The 14360-nt window shown below is 69.4% G+C and carries 19 protein-coding genes and 4 tRNA genes; 1 reads left to right on the top strand and 22 read right to left on the bottom strand.

Features of this window, described 5'->3' with window-relative positions:
• Positions 1-57: 57 nt before the first annotated feature.
• The 21 genes from JN535_RS08690 to JN535_RS08595 all read right to left on the bottom strand — a co-directional run bounded on the left by JN535_RS08690 (position 58) and on the right by JN535_RS08595 (position 12199).
• Positions 58-1134: a phage minor capsid protein gene (locus JN535_RS08690; protein WP_240200849.1), complete on the bottom strand. Its 1077-nt coding sequence runs from the start codon at positions 1132-1134 to the stop codon at positions 58-60.
• Positions 1135-1143: 9 nt separating this feature from the next.
• The gene (locus JN535_RS08685; protein ID WP_205205073.1) at positions 1144-2850 is read right to left on the bottom strand and encodes a phage portal protein; all 1707 of its coding nucleotides are present in this window, start codon (positions 2848-2850) and stop codon (positions 1144-1146) included.
• A gap of 43 nt (positions 2851-2893) precedes the next feature.
• Entirely contained in the window at positions 2894-4180 is a 1287-nt protein-coding gene (locus JN535_RS08680; protein WP_307868439.1) for a PBSX family phage terminase large subunit, read from the bottom strand.
• Positions 4177-4722 (bottom strand): hypothetical protein, encoded by a 546-nt coding sequence (locus JN535_RS08675; protein WP_205205066.1) that lies wholly within the window; start codon positions 4720-4722, stop codon positions 4177-4179. Before JN535_RS08675 ends, JN535_RS08680 begins: the two co-directional genes overlap by 4 nt.
• Positions 4723-5055: 333 nt before the next feature.
• Positions 5056-5316, bottom strand: a complete 261-nt coding sequence (locus tag JN535_RS08670) for a hypothetical protein (RefSeq protein ID WP_205205064.1) — start codon at positions 5314-5316, stop codon at positions 5056-5058.
• A complete protein-coding gene (locus JN535_RS08665) occupies positions 5313-5684 on the bottom strand; it encodes a hypothetical protein (protein ID WP_205205062.1) in 372 nt (123 codons plus the stop codon). Before JN535_RS08665 ends, JN535_RS08670 begins: the two co-directional genes overlap by 4 nt.
• Positions 5684-5812, bottom strand: coding sequence for a hypothetical protein (locus JN535_RS21225; RefSeq protein ID WP_275892190.1), 129 nt, complete (start codon positions 5810-5812; stop codon positions 5684-5686). Before JN535_RS21225 ends, JN535_RS08665 begins: the two co-directional genes overlap by 1 nt.
• Positions 5812-6183, bottom strand: a complete 372-nt coding sequence (locus JN535_RS08660; protein WP_205205060.1) for a hypothetical protein — start codon at positions 6181-6183, stop codon at positions 5812-5814. The genes JN535_RS21225 and JN535_RS08660 overlap by 1 nt, the downstream gene beginning before the upstream one ends.
• Positions 6180-6509 (bottom strand): hypothetical protein, encoded by a 330-nt coding sequence (locus JN535_RS08655; protein ID WP_205205059.1) that lies wholly within the window; start codon positions 6507-6509, stop codon positions 6180-6182. Before JN535_RS08655 ends, JN535_RS08660 begins: the two co-directional genes overlap by 4 nt.
• Positions 6506-6805, bottom strand: a complete 300-nt coding sequence (locus JN535_RS08650; RefSeq protein WP_205205057.1) for a hypothetical protein — start codon at positions 6803-6805, stop codon at positions 6506-6508. Before JN535_RS08650 ends, JN535_RS08655 begins: the two co-directional genes overlap by 4 nt.
• Complete coding sequence (locus JN535_RS08645) at positions 6802-7062, bottom strand: hypothetical protein (protein ID WP_205205055.1); 261 nt, start codon at positions 7060-7062, stop codon at positions 6802-6804. Before JN535_RS08645 ends, JN535_RS08650 begins: the two co-directional genes overlap by 4 nt.
• A 2-nt stretch (positions 7063-7064) precedes the next feature.
• Complete coding sequence (locus tag JN535_RS08640) at positions 7065-7337, bottom strand: hypothetical protein (RefSeq protein ID WP_205205053.1); 273 nt, start codon at positions 7335-7337, stop codon at positions 7065-7067.
• Positions 7338-7374: 37 nt separating this feature from the next.
• A complete protein-coding gene (locus tag JN535_RS08635; protein WP_205205051.1) occupies positions 7375-8022 on the bottom strand; it encodes a hypothetical protein in 648 nt (215 codons plus the stop codon).
• Positions 8004-9452: a glycosyltransferase family 2 protein gene (locus tag JN535_RS08630; RefSeq protein WP_205205050.1), complete on the bottom strand. Its 1449-nt coding sequence runs from the start codon at positions 9450-9452 to the stop codon at positions 8004-8006. The genes JN535_RS08635 and JN535_RS08630 overlap by 19 nt, the downstream gene beginning before the upstream one ends.
• Entirely contained in the window at positions 9449-9928 is a 480-nt protein-coding gene (locus JN535_RS08625; RefSeq protein WP_205205049.1) for an HNH endonuclease signature motif containing protein, read from the bottom strand. The genes JN535_RS08630 and JN535_RS08625 overlap by 4 nt, the downstream gene beginning before the upstream one ends.
• A 162-nt stretch (positions 9929-10090) precedes the next feature.
• Positions 10091-10330: a hypothetical protein gene (locus JN535_RS08620; RefSeq protein ID WP_205205048.1), complete on the bottom strand. Its 240-nt coding sequence runs from the start codon at positions 10328-10330 to the stop codon at positions 10091-10093.
• A 210-nt stretch (positions 10331-10540) separates the two neighbouring features.
• Positions 10541-10612 (bottom strand) — tRNA-Phe (locus JN535_RS08615).
• A 302-nt stretch (positions 10613-10914) separates the two neighbouring features.
• A tRNA-Trp gene (locus JN535_RS08610) sits at positions 10915-10985 on the bottom strand.
• A gap of 230 nt (positions 10986-11215) precedes the next feature.
• Positions 11216-11289: transfer RNA gene (locus tag JN535_RS08605), tRNA-Asp, on the bottom strand.
• A 58-nt stretch (positions 11290-11347) separates the two neighbouring features.
• Positions 11348-11420 (bottom strand) — tRNA-Asn (locus JN535_RS08600).
• Positions 11421-11689: 269 nt separating this feature from the next.
• The gene (locus JN535_RS08595) at positions 11690-12199 is read right to left on the bottom strand and encodes a hypothetical protein (RefSeq protein ID WP_205205045.1); all 510 of its coding nucleotides are present in this window, start codon (positions 12197-12199) and stop codon (positions 11690-11692) included.
• A gap of 60 nt (positions 12200-12259) precedes the next feature.
• Between JN535_RS08595 and JN535_RS08590 the strand changes: the two genes are divergently transcribed.
• Complete coding sequence (locus JN535_RS08590; RefSeq protein ID WP_205205044.1) at positions 12260-12880, top strand: hypothetical protein; 621 nt, start codon at positions 12260-12262, stop codon at positions 12878-12880.
• A gap of 267 nt (positions 12881-13147) precedes the next feature.
• Here JN535_RS08590 and JN535_RS08585 read toward each other — a convergent pair whose 3' ends face one another.
• Positions 13148-14332, bottom strand: a complete 1185-nt coding sequence (locus JN535_RS08585; RefSeq protein ID WP_205205043.1) for a hypothetical protein — start codon at positions 14330-14332, stop codon at positions 13148-13150.
• Positions 14333-14360 lie beyond the last annotated feature (28 nt).

Genomic DNA, 14360 nt, shown 5'->3' with positions numbered 1-14360 from the left:
CTCTAGACGGATTCCGACTCAAACAGATAGTACCGCAACAAGCGGAACAGCGTGGAACTAGAGTGCGGTGTTGATCCGCTCTCGGTTCGGCTTGCGGCGGAGCTCCGGGTCGGACGCGACGTGCTGACGAAGACGGGCCTGCCACTCCCGGGTCTTCGCCTTCGCCTGCCGTGCCGCTTCCGGGGTGAGCGCGAGCGCTTCCCGCCGCTTCCAGTCCCGGACGCCACGCTCCAGCCGGCGCTGTTCCTGCACAGCCTCGTACCCTGCCGGGTCGGGCCGGGCGGGGTCGAGTTCGGTGATGCCAGGGATGTAGATGCCGACGGAGCACCGGCAGTTCGGGTGGAACACGCCAGCCTGCCGCGCCTGCTCCATCGTGCCGAAGACCTCGACGCGTTCCCCACCGGAGATCGCGGCTGTGACCGGGGAGAGGGACACGACCTTCCCCGCCCACCCGTCGCAGATGGGACACGCGCGCGGGCCGGGGATGATCTGGACGAGGTGCTCTCCGGACGCGGCGAGTACGTCGAGGTGCCCGGCGATGGCGGCTTGCCCTGCCGAGGTGCGGACGGCCATCTCCACGTAGGACTCGAGCCGCCAGTTCCTGCCTGCCCGGTCGCGGAACCCGTCGATGCCCTGCCCGAGGAGACGGTCGAGCGCGCCCTGCGCCGCCTGGAGACGGGTCTGTGCGCCGAGGAGCACGGTCGACGACGCGACCGCGACCGTCTCCTGGTACGCGTCCGTCACCGAGCGCAGGGCACGGGTAGCGACCCCGGCGAGTCCCGCGTTGAGGTCCGCCACGATGGTCTGCACCGCGGCTAGTTGCGCGGGCGGCAGGTTCGGGCGGGCTCCCGACTGGTCAAGGTCCCCGACCGCGAGAGCCTGCCCGTCCTGGTACGCCACCCGGACAGCGGACCCAGCCTCCGCGACCAGCCCGGCTTCCATCGCAGCCAGGTCGCGGGCCCAGCGGGCGCGCAGCATCTGCAACTCGGCCAGCTTCACCCGGGCCCACGCCGGCGCGTCGGCACCCCGCGAGAGGGCACGGGAGATCCGGCGCAGGATCTCCAGTTCGGCCGCGGTCACGACGTCGACGGACGTGGCCGCTAGCCGTGCACCGTGGTCAGGGCTAACAGGCATGGTCGGAGGCTACTTCCCGTCGTCAACGGGTCGGGTCGTGACCGGGCGCTCGCCCGTCCACTTGATGCCTGGGATGCCCGCAGCCTGCGCGGCCGAGTCCTGCGTCGCACCCGACCGCACGAGGGTGCCGAGCGTGTCCGCCTGCTCCTTGCTGACCGGTGCCGCGTTCTGGTCGGCGTCGTCGATCCCGGGTCGGAACAGGGCGGGGTCCCCGACCTGTTGCTCTTCCTTGATGAGGTCGACCTCGTCGTTGACCTGGTCGCTGGTCCAGTTCGGGCGGACCGTGCGCACGAGGGACTCGGTCGACGCGGCGCCAGCGTTCTTGAGCGCGAGTGCCGTCTGCGCCAGCGTCGCGAGATCCGGGTTCGCCTCGGACGGGAAGTTGATCGTGATCTCGTCCGACGTGACCCCGCCGCCCTTCCCCGGGAACACGGCGCCGTCGATCTCGAGCAGCACGCGCGCCATGTGGGCGAGCGCTGCCTGCCAGTGCTTGATCTTCTTCGCGCGCGTGAGCTTCGACAGGTCCTGACGGGCCTGCACCTGGGTCGCGGTCATGCGCAGCGAGGAGATCTGGTCGTCGCCGAACGATGCGGCGGAGTAGCCGGCGCGGCGGATCACGACGCCGATGAGGTTCATGATCGCGTCGGTGTGTTCCTGCACGCGGATGGCGAACTGGTTCGGGGTGAGGGGCGACCCTCCCGCCTTCGCGGAGCCGCCTCCGCCGGGCGCGTTGGTGAAGACCTCCTGGTCGAGGTCGAGGCTCGCGCCCTGCCCTGGCCCGTTCGGTGTCATGGTCGTGGCGTCGGCGAACACGCGGCCCTTGCCGAGGCGGACGTCGCGCATGAGGGACGTGTACACCTCGTCGAGTGCGTCGAACCAGGGGGCGAGCTGGTCGAAGTCCGACCGTCCGAGGTGGACCAGGTCGCGGTCGGTGCGCCACGTCGGGTTCGGGGTGACGTTCGGGACGTAGGCCGCAGCGAGCAGTTGCGTCGGGATGTCGACGCCGCCGGTCTCGTCCACCTCGTCCGCGAACCCGCGGGACGCCGGGTGCTCGGTCAGGGGGATCGGCCGCCCGAGTTCACCCGTCGTGCCCTCGTACAGGCCGTAGTAGATGCGGCCGGGCTCGTACCGTTCGAGGAACCGGATGACCTTGTCCCCACGGTCATCGAGCTTCTGCCAGAACGTCACGCCGACGAGCCGCCCCCACTGGAAGGTGGGCACGGCGGCGTCCGCGTCGACGGTGGTGATCCACGGCTTGTCCGCGATGCCCTTGTCCCAGACGGCGCGGAGGTAGGTGCCGCCGAGCGCTGCCTGTGCCTCGGCACCGTTCGCGAGGGTGACGAGGGTGTCGTCCCCGCCGATGAGGTCGGCGAGACGGTCCTGCGTCTTCGACTTGCCCTCACCGACGACTGGGGTGAACGCAGAGCCGAACAGCAGGTCCGCTGAGGTGCGGGTCAGGTCGGCCGGCAGGGGGAGGTGGAGTCGGACCCGCTGCTGGTTCTTCGGGGCGGGGCGGCCCCAGAAGAACGACTTCGTGATCCCGGTCAGGCCACCGGCCCGGTCCCAGGACCCGCGGGTGTCGACGCCACCGCGGTACCGGGCTGCGAGCTTGTCCGGGTCACCGACCCACCAGTCGTCCCAGGCGCCCATGGCGTCCTGTGCCTTGTTGAACGGCTTCGGGGGCCAGGCCACCTTGGCGTGGTAGTCGAGCGGCATGTGGTCCTCCTGGTGGGGCACCGGACGGGTCTGGGGGTGGGGGTCAGGCGGCGAGGTCGATGTACTGGCGCCAGTACCGTTCCGACGTGGTGACGGCGTAGCGGAGGCCGTCGACCTGGTGGTCGTCGACCTTGACGGGCTTGTCTTCGCCGCGGAGCGCGGCCTTGTCGTCCCATGCGTAGGCGGGGATCTCGCGGATGAGTTCGTGGCAGCGGTCGGTCACGATGAGGCGCTTCCCGCCGAGGAGGGACGCGACGGTCTGGATGCCGTACTTCACGTCGTTCTCGGCGTCCATCGTTGGCAGGTTGTCGGCGGCGAGCTGGACGCGGAAGCTCGCGGCGGCCGGGTCGAGGAACACCCATCCGGGCGCGGTGAGGTGCGGCTGCCCTGGGATCTTGATGCTGGCCATCCAGTCGCGCAGGCCCTTGGACAGTTGGGCGTCGGTCCAGCGGGAGCCGTGCTCGCCGGCCTGGTAGCGCCACTCGTCGACGACGATGAGGCGCGGCCGGAGTTCGGCGGTGATGCCGATGACGACGGCCGCGGTCGCGTTCGTCGTGCCGTAGTCGACGCCGACCGCGACGAGCTCGCGCAGCGTCGGCATGTCCTCGTACCGGATGACGTGGACGTCGGGGTCCCACGTGTCGTAGATCGCGCCCTCAGCGGCGACCCACTCACCGAGGATGAACCGGCGGAACCAGAGGCCGGTGAACTCGGCGCGCTTGCGGCGCTTGTAGTCCTCCGACAGGGACGGGTTGTCGTCCATGACGAAGTGCCAGTACTTCCACCCGGGCAGGACAGGGTTCCCGTCGCTGTCACGCGCGTCGACCTTGTTGAGGAACTTCGTCTTGAACCAGTGCGCCGGGCTGTCGGGGTTCGTGGTGCCGAACAGCTTCGCCCCGGCCACGCTCATGCGGCCGAGGAGCTGGGTGAAGAACTCCTCCGGGATGACGGTGATCTCGTCGACGTAGGCGCCGGCGACGGTCATGCCTCGGATGGACTTCTCGGCCTTCGCGTCGGACGCGCCGATGATGTGGACGGTGCGGCCGAGGATGGTCGCGGTGGGTGCGCCGTTGGTGTACTTCACGGTGCCAGCGAGGGGCCCGAACAGGGACTCGTCCTGCATGGGCTTGATGACGTTGCGGAAGATCGCGTCGCGGGTGCGGCCGATCATGACGAGCTCGCCGCCGCGGGGGGCGCGGGCCATGAACCCGTACCAGCGGAGCAGGGACACGATGGTCTTCCCACTGCGAATGCTGCCGTCAAGGACGTTGACGGTGGCGTCAGAGGTCGTGAGGAAGTCGTATTGCTTCGGGGACAGCGCGGGCGTCACGCGTCCTCCTGCGGGTCCGCGGTGGCGGCGGCGATCGCGTCCTGCGCCGGGGTCTCAGGGGCCGAGGGTGGGGCGTCGGGGACGAGGTCGAGCAGCTTCTCGAGCATTGACTTCGCGACCTCGGACACGGAGTCGGTGTCGTGCTTGTCGAGCGCGAGGGCCTTATCGGTGGCGATGCCGGCCGAGGTCATGAAGTTGCGGTACGCGCCGGCGTCGGGCTGGTTGAGGGTACGAACCTGGATCCCTTCCTTCGTCGCGGCGACGAAGTCGTACTCCTGGTGCAGTTTGTCGAGGGCGTCGTTCGCTTCGTCGAGGAACCGGTGCGCGAGGATCGCGCGGCGTGCCTTGGCGTCGGTCGCGGCTGCGTGTGTGGCGGCGGCGGTGCGGGAGCGGTCGAACTCGAGTCCGAGGGTGCGGGCGCGGCGGGCGATGGTGCCGAACGAGAAGCCCATGCGTTCGCCGATGTCGCGGGTGGAGAGTTCTTGGGCGTGGAGTTCGCGGAGTTGGTCGTCGTGGTGGGGTTCCCACACGGGCTTGGCCATGGTGTCTCCGTTCACCTGCCCGCCTGGGGCGCTCGGTGGTTGCATGCCCTCCTGGGGCATGGGTAGGCCCCCGTCACCCGGGGTGGGTGCGGGGGCCGTGTCGTGATGTTCTGACGCGCGGGACGTGTCAGGAAGTTCTGTCAGTCGTCCACTTGGGATCGACGCGCGGTGTGGGTACGGTCCGTCTGGTGAGTCCAGCGGCGTGCTGGGCGAGGACGTGATCCCCGACTGCATGTAGCGCGCGCCAGACGGGGAACAGCAGCCGGACGGAGTACGACCATCCGCACTCGCATCGGAACGCCGCCGCGCCCCGGTCGGTCACGATGAGCTGCCTCACGCGTCCTCCCAGGGCCCGGTGTAGACGGCGCGGCAGCGCACGATGTACCGCTCGGGCTTGAGGCCACGGATCCGCGGGTCGACTGCGGCACGGACGCGCACGGGTCCACCAACCTGGTGGCCGTTCGACCGCTTGAACAGCGCGAACTCGTAGTGCTCGGGCACGTGGATCGGCGTGCAGACCTGGCAGCCGGGCGTGGAGCAAGGGAACGGACGCCCGTCGACGTCGCGCATGAGTGCGTGCATGGTGTCGGTCATGTGTCGTCCTCGTCGTCGTAGGGCTCGACGAGCGCGAGGCACGCCGCGGTGTCCTCGGCGAGGTCCGCGCGGGCGTAGGCGGCGAGGTTCGCACGCCGCACCTGGTAGGTCGCGGGGCCCGGGTCCCAGTGCATGTTCCCGAGGGGGAACTCGTCCTCGCTCCACCCGAACCAGGGGCCGTGCGCGGACGTGCCGTGCTCGTCGGCGCGGTCGAACCGCGCCGGGTCGCCCGCCCCGTACCCGTACATCTCGAGCAGGACGGGCAGGAGCTCGTCGCGAGTGCCGACAGCGGTCGGCGCGTCGACGATCGTGGACCAGACGACGTACTCGTCACGGTCGCGGACGGGCTTCACGACGTAGGTCGGCATCAGGCGCACTCCTCGGCGTACTGGTCGGCGGCGGCGCGGATGGCTGCGCGGACACGGGCGTACTGGGCGTCGAGCGCCTGCCGGGTCTCGCGTGCGCGGTTCTCGGCGCGGACGCAGCGCATGCACATCAGGCGTCCGTCACGGGCAGGCGTACCGCGATCGGCGGGAACGCCTGGTCTGCGGCCGACACGCCGTCGCGGATGCGCGCCTCGGTCGCCTTGCGGCGAGCGTCGAAGTCGTCAGGCAGGGGGCGCTCGGTAAGGACGACGCACCACACGCCCGGCAGGGACACGGAGCGCACCTTCCCGGGCCACTCCGCGATGTGCGCGGCGAGGGTCGCGTTGCGCCAGTCCGGGATGCGGCGCGGGCGGAGCCGTCGGAGGACGAGCTCCCACTTCTCCCATGCGAGCCCGGTGAGCGCGCCTGCGGCCCAGAGCGCGGCGACGGCGATCGGGATGAGCGTGAGGCCACCGAGAAACGAGACGATGTCGAAGGTCATGCGTCCTCCCCGAGAATGAAGAGCGCAAGGCGGTGAGCCTGCACATCGTGGGGGCCCATGGGTCGCGGCTTCCGCTCGTCCCTGCGGGCGGCGTCGTCGAGCCACTGGGCCACTAGCTCGGCAACGAGCGGCGACCACATGGCCACGTGCGCAGCGTCCGCGGTCTGCTTCGTCCACGTCCCGGTGCCGCCGTCGGGGAGGGCGTCGAGAATGATGAACTCGCCCGCGGCGATGGATGACCCCTCCTGCTCCCAGGGCCCCGGTGTCGCGGCCTGGGCGGTGTCTCGGATCTTGGCGGCTGCACGTCGCAGCAGGTCCGCGCTCATCGGGCTGCCCGTCCCCACTGCCGCTCGCGCTCCAACTCCGCGCGGACGGCCTCCGCTACGTCTTCGGCGCCGGGCGCGTCGACGTTCAGCGTGACCTCGACGGGCGTCGGCCTCATCGCTTCGGCCAGGGTGAGGATGGCTTCGGCGACCGCGAGGGTGGCGTTGACCTGACGCGTGGCGACGTACGCAGACGGGTCGGTGCCACGCGGGAAGTCCGGGTAGGCCGTGGACTGTGCGAGTCGGATGGTGTGGCGTGCAGCGTCGCGCTGCGCCTCGAACGGGGTGCGGTTGCTCATGCTGCACCGCCGTCGGTCTTGGCTGGTCGGCCGCCGCGTGGTCGGTGGGGTGCGCCGGCACGGGTGAGGATGCGGTGCACCATGCCGGGGGAGAGGCGGGCCGCGGTGTAGATGTCGGCCATCGGGATGGCGTGGTTCGCGTGCGCGGTCACGATCGCGGCGTCGCGCTCGGCGACGAGCTTGTCGTGGGCCCGCTTGTGGGACTCGGCGCCCTGTGCGGCGGCGATGATGGCCTGGATCTCGTGGGGTGCGGTCATGGTCAGAGGGTCTCCGCCTCGGTCGCCACGACGATGAGCGGGTACGCGAGGCGGACGCCTCGTCGGAGGTACTTCGCCTTGTCCTCGGCGTCGCCGTTCTCGTCCTCCTGGGGGAGCGAGATCGCGAACGTCGCGTCGTTGCTGTCGATGCCGGCGATCCACGGGCGGTCGTCGTTGTCGCGGATGAACGCGGTGCCGTCGATAGCCGTCTCGTAGAGGTAGGTCTCGAGGTCGTGGACGTCAGCCAGGACCTGGGGGCGGGTGTCGGTGGTCATACCCAAAGTCTACGTAGTGAAGTGGAATAGGGTGGAACTAGAACCAGACCGGTGGGGTGTCCCAGTCCGACCGTGTCCCCACCTGGTACGCGCGGCGCGGAACAACCCGGGGCAGACCGTCCGCGTGGTCCACCAGGGTCGGCCCGTCCGCATGATCCACCAGGGACGGCCACGTGTACCTGACAGGGGAGCGACGGTAGGCGGCGGCGTACTTCCCGATCCGCTGGTCGTACGGCGTCGGGTCCGACGTCATGGTCGCGAGGTAGTCATGCACCCAGGACGTCGGCATCGCCACCGCGACACCCCAGTGCAGGGCGTCCGTCGCGAACCATGCCGCGTCCACGGCCGTGGCCTCGCTGATCGCGTACCGCACCGGCCCGACCGTCGAGAACGGCATCCCGGTCCCGACGTAGAACGAAACGACCGTCCGCGGAGAAGCGGCCAGCGCGCGCCGAACCTGATCCACGAATCCCGCCACAAGGACCGCGTCGTCCTGCAGCACGACGTGCCAGTCCGCGTCCGGGTCCGCTGCGGCCCAGGCGCGATCACCGTTCGCGTTCTCCCCGAGGCGCCCGTCGTCCACGAACAGGGCGGCGTCCAGAGACTCCGCGAGGTCGAGCGCGTGCCCGAGGCGAGCGGTGTGCGCCATCACGGCGTAGGACACGTTCACCGGTGCTTCCACCACGCCCACGGGGTGCGCTCGTCGGCGCGGAACACGGTGTGCACCCGCGGGCCCGTCACGATCCGGCCGGCGAAGTGCGGGGTGTGCGCCACGATCCCGAACGCGAGCATGTCTCCGACCTCGGGGCCCGCGGTCTCGTTGCCCCAGAACCGCTCCGACTCGAGGTCGTAGTAGACGCGGACGATCGCGTGGGCGAACGCCATGACGTCCTCACGCGTCCCGCCGAGAAGCCCAGCGTTCAGCATGGTGTCGTGGCGGTGCTCGCGCAGGAAGTCCTGGAAGACGCGCGCGGGGTGGTTGGTCCACGCCCACTCGTCGTCGTACGTCTTGGGCTCGGACCCGACGTACACGCGCCCGGGGACCATGTCGTCCCACGGGGCGTTGAGCATCTCGACGTCGGACCCGTCGGTTGCCCAGACGAACCGGTACTCGGGGTGGTCGCGGAGGTGCTGGTAGATGTGGAGCCAGCGTCGGTAGTACACGTTCATCGCGACCGCGGGAACCGGGGCAAGGTGCGCGCCGGCGGGCGGCTCCGTGAGCTCGTCGGCGAGGACGACCGCGCGAGCCCCGTGGATCGAGGACGCCCACGCCTGCAGCGTGCCCGGGTCCGGCTCCCACTTGAATCCGCGCTGCGGGTCCGGCTCGGACGTCAGGAGCGTCGTCAGGACGACGTCGACCTGGTCCCGGTACTCGACGTACCCCGTGTACCCCGTGCGCATCCGGTGGTTGTGGATCTCCACGTTGCGCTTCACCAGGGCGGCCCGGTCGGGCGCCGGCACGGACCGCGTGATCTCCTCGTGCTCGTCCATCGAGTGGATCAGGTCCGCGGACCCGGCCACGTCGGCGTACCGCCACGTCGTCAGCCCGGCGTGGTGAATCCGGTTCGACCAGTCGCCGTGCTCGTAACCCCAGAGGCCATACACGGGATCCATGCCGCCGACCGCGTCCAGCACCTTCTGGTTCGCGTACAGCAGGATGCCCCGGGGCCCCGTGTAGGCGACATGCTTCCCGTCGTCATGGAGCACCTTGATGTCGCGGAGCTTGCGCGGCCCCGCGAGGTCCTCGAAGATTCGCATCAGGTGCGGCTCGCTCGAGTCCACGTAGGGCTTCCACCACCTATCAGCGATGGGGAAGACGTCGTCGTCAGCCAGGAAGTACTCGGAGACGCCGAGCTTCTCGAGCTCCTCCAGGCACTTGTTCTTCGCGCGCGCGATCCCGGCCTGCTGCTCGAAGCGGTACGTGGCACCGGGAACGGGCTCGTCGGACGCGTCGTCAACTACCACGATTGGGAAATCCGCCGGCGAGTGCTGCCGCCACTTCGCGAGGCACTTCGCGACCGTCTCGTTTCTGTTCCGCGTCGTGATCCCCAGCCCTACGCGCGGGCGTGCTGCGGCGGCCGGGGCGTAGTCGACACCATCGACGGTGATCTTCACGCGGCTAGCTCCTCGATGTTGGTGAAGATGCGCTGCCGGGCTGACGCGACCGCCAAGGCCGCCGCGTCGATGCAGGAGAACCGCTCGCGGTAGGCGAGGCGCCCATTGGAACGCACCTCGGCCACCCACGAGCCGTCTTGAAAGTAGACGCCCCGGACCCCGCTCTTGGAGTCGGCCGCGGCGCCGGCGCGACGCTCGAGGTTCTGCTTGATGGTCACGGCGTGGAGGTGAGCGGGGCGGACGCAGCGGCGGTTGAGGCAGATGTGATCCACGACGAGGCCCTCGGCGATCGTGCCGTTGGCGATCTGGTGGGCGACGCGGTGTGCCAGGTAGCGCTTCCCGTTGAGACCGAAGCGGCCGTACCCGTAGTTGTTCGTGCCGGCGGTCCACTGCCAGCAGTCACCGGCCTTGTCCACGTACGACCAGAACCTCTCGACGTCCGCAGCGGAAAGGGCCGGGATGGCGATAGTGCGCATGTGCGAGCTCCCATGTCGGTGGGTATGAGTGATGCCCACCGCGGCGGGGGATCAATCCGCCCGTGGGCTCTCTCCGCCGACACGGAGAGCGGTTGTGCGCCTGCCGGGGGTCTCACCGCGCGTTCCCGTGGACTTGTTCGCGGGTCCGCCCGGCAGGCGGGTCTAGTGGGCCGCGAGCTCGCGGCGGATGGTGGCGCGCGCTTGGTGGCGGTCACGGCGTCGCGCGATGCGCTTGTACGTTCGGGTCGTGCACCAGGGGCAGCCGGCGCCCCAGGACTCGGGGCACCGCTTGTTCAGGTGCGCGTTGTCGCGGCCGTTCTCGACGAGGCGGGGGAGCCACTGGGTGGTGGATCGGTCGTTCCAGGACGGCCACTCCCAGCGGCTGCGTTCGGTCCTGGCCACGGCGCCTCCCTGGGTAGAAGAAATCCGGCACGCCCCTGTCGGGACGCGCCGGACGTGATGCGGTGAGGAGGGGGGTCGAACCCCTACGCGGTTGCCCGCCAACTGGTTTCGAATCAGCGCCCGTCGCCGTCTCTCGGGTGGCCTCACCTCGTGGGCCCCGGGTGGTTCCCCTCGCCGTGGCGGGGTGCGCCGTGAGTCCCGGGGCGCTCGTGGGGACGGCAGGTGTCGAACCTGCGACCTTCCGGGTTTCAACCGGACGCTCTACCGCTGAGCTACGTACCCGTGTGGCCCGTTCGCCGCCGCTGGCGGCTCAGAGGGTGGGCCAGACCCCCACGGTTCGCGGGTCCGTGGCGACCCCAACCGCCTTCCCCTGGACAGCCACACCAGGCGACTGCTGTCCGGTCCCCTGGGATCGAACCAGGCATGCCCGAAGGCGACGGGGTTACAGCCCGCCTGCACCACCAGGTGCGAGAACCGGTTGCGCCTGCCGCGTGTCCCCAGAGGGGTTGCACCGCAGGCTCTCCTAGCGCGCCACAACCGTCCGGAAGGGTCGCAGACACCCCGCGGGGGTCTTGTCGGAGGGGCACACCCGCCAGGAGTCGAACCTGGGCTTCCGGTTTTGGAGACCGGCGTGCTTCCGTAACACTTCGGGCATTCGCAACGTGACGGCGGCCTGACTCAACCGCGTCGGAGCGCGGACTTACCAGGCTGCACCTTTCAGCGAACCGTGGCGCCGTCACGGCGGGGTGCGTCTCGGGTTGGGCGGGTCGAGACGCTGAGCACCCGCACCCTCGTAGGGTGCACGTCCCCGGGACCAGGTGTAGCCGGGATCTCCCTGGGGCACAGCTAGAGCCCCGTGCTCACCGTGTGGTGCGGGGCTCCGCGCGCCTGATACGGGACTTGAACCCGTGGTCTCCCGCTCGACAGGCGGGCGTCCACTCCATCTGGACCGATCAGGCAGGGCGAGGGCTGCCACCCTCTGGCGTGCGGCCACGACGACCAAATGCCACACGCTTGCTGAGGTGGCAGGACTCGAACCTGCGGCGCGCTGGTTAACGGCCAGCCGCTCTGCCAACTGAGCTACACCTCAAGGGCCCGTGTCCCGGACCAGGGTCCGGTGCGCGTACACGTCGTCCACGGGCAGGCGACGAGTCGGGTTGCGTGGCGGCGCGTCCTAGGAAGCCGTCTCGCGGTGCTCAGACCACCCAGAAGGTGGACGGCGTGGATCGTGCCGGAGTCGAACCGGCGTCCGGCGGTGTCCGCGTGCGGTGCTCACCAGCCGTCGAAACCACTCACGACCCCTGGTAGACCTAGGTCCAACCAAGCACACTGTACCGCAACAACTGGAACAAGGTGGAACTACGAGAGCTTCTCTAGGGCGCTGGAGAGGTCCGCGTCCGCTCCCGATCGCGACCAAGCGCGCGCGTCCCGTTCGAAGGATGCGTGATCTACAACAGGGATGTACGCGGACACGATCGCTGAGCGCCAGCGCGCCGCGACTTCAGGAGGAGTCCGACCATGGAGTTGCTGAACCAGGATGTCCGCTCCGAACTGGGAAGGGGAGTACGACGGCATGAGCCAGAACGCGAGATAGTCGGCGAGCCAGGGGCCGTTGGCGCGCACGAGGAGTTTCGAAGGCATGTCGTCCCACTCATCCCACTCGAGGACCGCCAAGTCGGTCCGTTCCTTCGGTGCCGCGTTGGTGTACCAGCCATCCCATGCGACGATCTCGCCATCCGCCGCCCGTACGAGCGCGTGGGCCGCTGAGCCTCCGTCCGCCACAGCGACGATGCCAACCTTGTGAGGGGCATCACGCTGGATGTGTGATGCCGTAGTCGCCGCGGACCGGAGCTGGATACCAGTGAACATGCAGCGAGCGTAGTGGCGGCTACGAGCCATGGGGAGGCTGAATTGCGGCACACTACGTACGTGCGCCGGTTCAAGGTCGAGATCGTGATCGGGCGCGCGGGCGATGGGTCGGTCCCGGGGCCGCCGTCAAGCCCCGCGCCGCGACCCGCTTCAGGCGAGCCATCGCAGTTTGAGCGGGATGCGGTGTGGCTCGACCACCTGCGGTGGGGCCTGGACCATCTTCAACATCGTCAGGAGCTCGCGGGGCAACTCGCGTTTGGAGTCCTCGCCGTCCAGGGGGTGTTCCTGACGCTTCTGGGGACGTTGATCGGCTCGGGGAGCGAGGTTCAAGCGATCACGTTCGCCGCGGCTCTACTGGCGAACGCCGTTGGCGTGGTCTTTAGCCTGCAGGCTGTGCTTCCCAAGGAGTCCAAGACGATCAACATCGACGCGTTCAAGGACTTCTGGAACGCTGAGATGGCGAGGGGCACGGGTGTGCGTGCGGCTGCGATGTTCGCGGAGCAGATGATGCGGAACAAGACGGGAAACGTCTCGATACACGGACACCTTCGTGGCGTCCTAGACGAGCGCTACTCGAAGTTGCGGCGGGCCATCCTCTGGACGGGCCTTGGTGTGGGCTTTGTGGTGTTCGCCCAGGTGTACGCTGCCGCCATCCAGTTCTGGAGCTTTAAGGGAGCGTGAGATGACTAACCTAAACGACACGCAAAACCTAAATGACGTGCCGACGATCGGCAGCGGAGCGGATGCCAGCCCCGCCCCGCGCCCGATAGACGCCCTTCTGGGAGTTCCGGCAGACGGGGTTCCCTCGACCGAGCCTGCGTCGCTCCAGGCATCCGCGCCGCCACTAGATCACAAGGGTGTGCCGATCCAGGAGCCCGCACCCACGCGCGGCCCGGGCGAGTAAGGCCAGGCGAGGCCTGACCAGGCGCGAGGTCGCCGAATGCTCGGTCAGGTCGCCGTAATGAGCTTGAGGTTGTCCCACGCACCGTCGTCGTCGATGGTGAAGGTGAGGATGCCGGGCTCGCAGTCGGACCCGCCGGCGGCGTTGGCCCACCATGACGACCCGTTGTCCATCGTGGGTGCTTGCATCCACCAGCGCGCACGCCCGTCGATCGCGCCGGATGGCTCGAGGCGCAGGTGGTGGAAGTGCCCGGTCAGGAGGATCGTGGCCGCGGCGAGGGGCATGCCACCGTGGGTCTGCTTGGCCCACCACCCGGGGATGCCGTTCGGCTGGGTGACCTGGTGGCCGTGCGCGACCCCGAGGACGGCCCCACGGACTTGCAGGGCGAGGGACTCGTCCCACGCGTCCGGGATGATGAAAGTGACGTCGTCTCGCTTCGCCTTGGCGTAGGCGCGCGCGACCGCCCGGTGGACCCCGATGCCGAAGTCGTCGCCAGGCTTCCCGAGACGGTCCTTCCCGCGGCGCCACGCCCCGTGGTTCGACGGGACCGTGGCCACTCGCGTTGACGTGTGCCTGGCCGCGACCCGGCCCACGATCTCGTCGAGGACGACCTGTGCGAGGTCGAGCTGCTCGGGGAACGACCGGTCGTTCGTGTGGGCCTGCTGTGCGGTGTTCTCGAACCCCTCCGTGAGATCGCCGGGGTCGACGATCACCACGTCGTCGCACCGAACCCGCTTCGCTTCGTCGTCGAACTGGGCCAGGAGCCCGTCGACGCGCGCGAGAAGTTCGGGGGTGCCGCCGCGGTGGTCGACCTTCCCGATCTGCGCGTCAGACACGACGACGACCCGGGTCCGGTTCGTGGTCGTCTTCGGTGCGCGCGCCTTGCGGTGCTGCCGTGTGAGGTCGAACAGCCCGGGGTAGTCGATCGCCTGCCGGTCGGCCTCGCGGTCCCGGATCCCGAACCGGACGTACACCATTGGGTCGCGCGGGTCGCCCCAGTACCGGACTTGCTGGATCTCGACGCGACGGTCGTCGGGCAGGTCGAGGGTGGTGACGCGCTTGATCTCGTCGCGCCACCGCTGTTCGTCGGCGGGGATCTCCTTGAGCGCGAGCGTGACCTCGGCGGGTTCGCCGGCGTCGTACTTCACGCCTGGCTCGAACCCGGTGGGGGCGCTGTGCTTGCGCGTGATCCGGGCCGCGGTGGTGGCGGCGTGGGTGTCTGCGAGGCTCACAGGGTTCCTATCGGTCAGGCCGGGCGTA

It is taken from the genome of Cellulosimicrobium cellulans, from assembly GCF_016921195.1.
Lineage (GTDB): Bacteria > Actinomycetota > Actinomycetes > Actinomycetales > Cellulomonadaceae > Cellulosimicrobium > Cellulosimicrobium cellulans_F.
This window is presented reverse-complemented; position numbering and strand designations above follow the sequence as displayed.

Coding starts and splice junctions, on each gene's coding strand:
- JN535_RS08690 (WP_240200849.1), bottom strand. CDS start 1,134: ATGCCTGTTAGCCCTGACCACGGTGCACGGCTAGCGGCCACGTCCGTC.
- JN535_RS08685 (WP_205205073.1), bottom strand. CDS start 2,850: ATGCCGCTCGACTACCACGCCAAGGTGGCCTGGCCCCCGAAGCCGTTC.
- JN535_RS08675 (WP_205205066.1), bottom strand. CDS start 4,722: ATGGCCAAGCCCGTGTGGGAACCCCACCACGACGACCAACTCCGCGAA.
- JN535_RS08670 (WP_205205064.1), bottom strand. CDS start 5,316: ATGACCGACACCATGCACGCACTCATGCGCGACGTCGACGGGCGTCCG.
- JN535_RS08665 (WP_205205062.1), bottom strand. CDS start 5,684: ATGCCGACCTACGTCGTGAAGCCCGTCCGCGACCGTGACGAGTACGTC.
- JN535_RS21225 (WP_275892190.1), bottom strand. CDS start 5,812: ATGTGCATGCGCTGCGTCCGCGCCGAGAACCGCGCACGCGAGACCCGG.
- JN535_RS08660 (WP_205205060.1), bottom strand. CDS start 6,183: ATGACCTTCGACATCGTCTCGTTTCTCGGTGGCCTCACGCTCATCCCG.
- JN535_RS08655 (WP_205205059.1), bottom strand. CDS start 6,509: ATGAGCGCGGACCTGCTGCGACGTGCAGCCGCCAAGATCCGAGACACC.
- JN535_RS08650 (WP_205205057.1), bottom strand. CDS start 6,805: ATGAGCAACCGCACCCCGTTCGAGGCGCAGCGCGACGCTGCACGCCAC.
- JN535_RS08645 (WP_205205055.1), bottom strand. CDS start 7,062: ATGACCGCACCCCACGAGATCCAGGCCATCATCGCCGCCGCACAGGGC.
- JN535_RS08640 (WP_205205053.1), bottom strand. CDS start 7,337: ATGACCACCGACACCCGCCCCCAGGTCCTGGCTGACGTCCACGACCTC.
- JN535_RS08625 (WP_205205049.1), bottom strand. CDS start 9,928: ATGCGCACTATCGCCATCCCGGCCCTTTCCGCTGCGGACGTCGAGAGG.
- JN535_RS08595 (WP_205205045.1), bottom strand. CDS start 12,199: ATGTTCACTGGTATCCAGCTCCGGTCCGCGGCGACTACGGCATCACAC.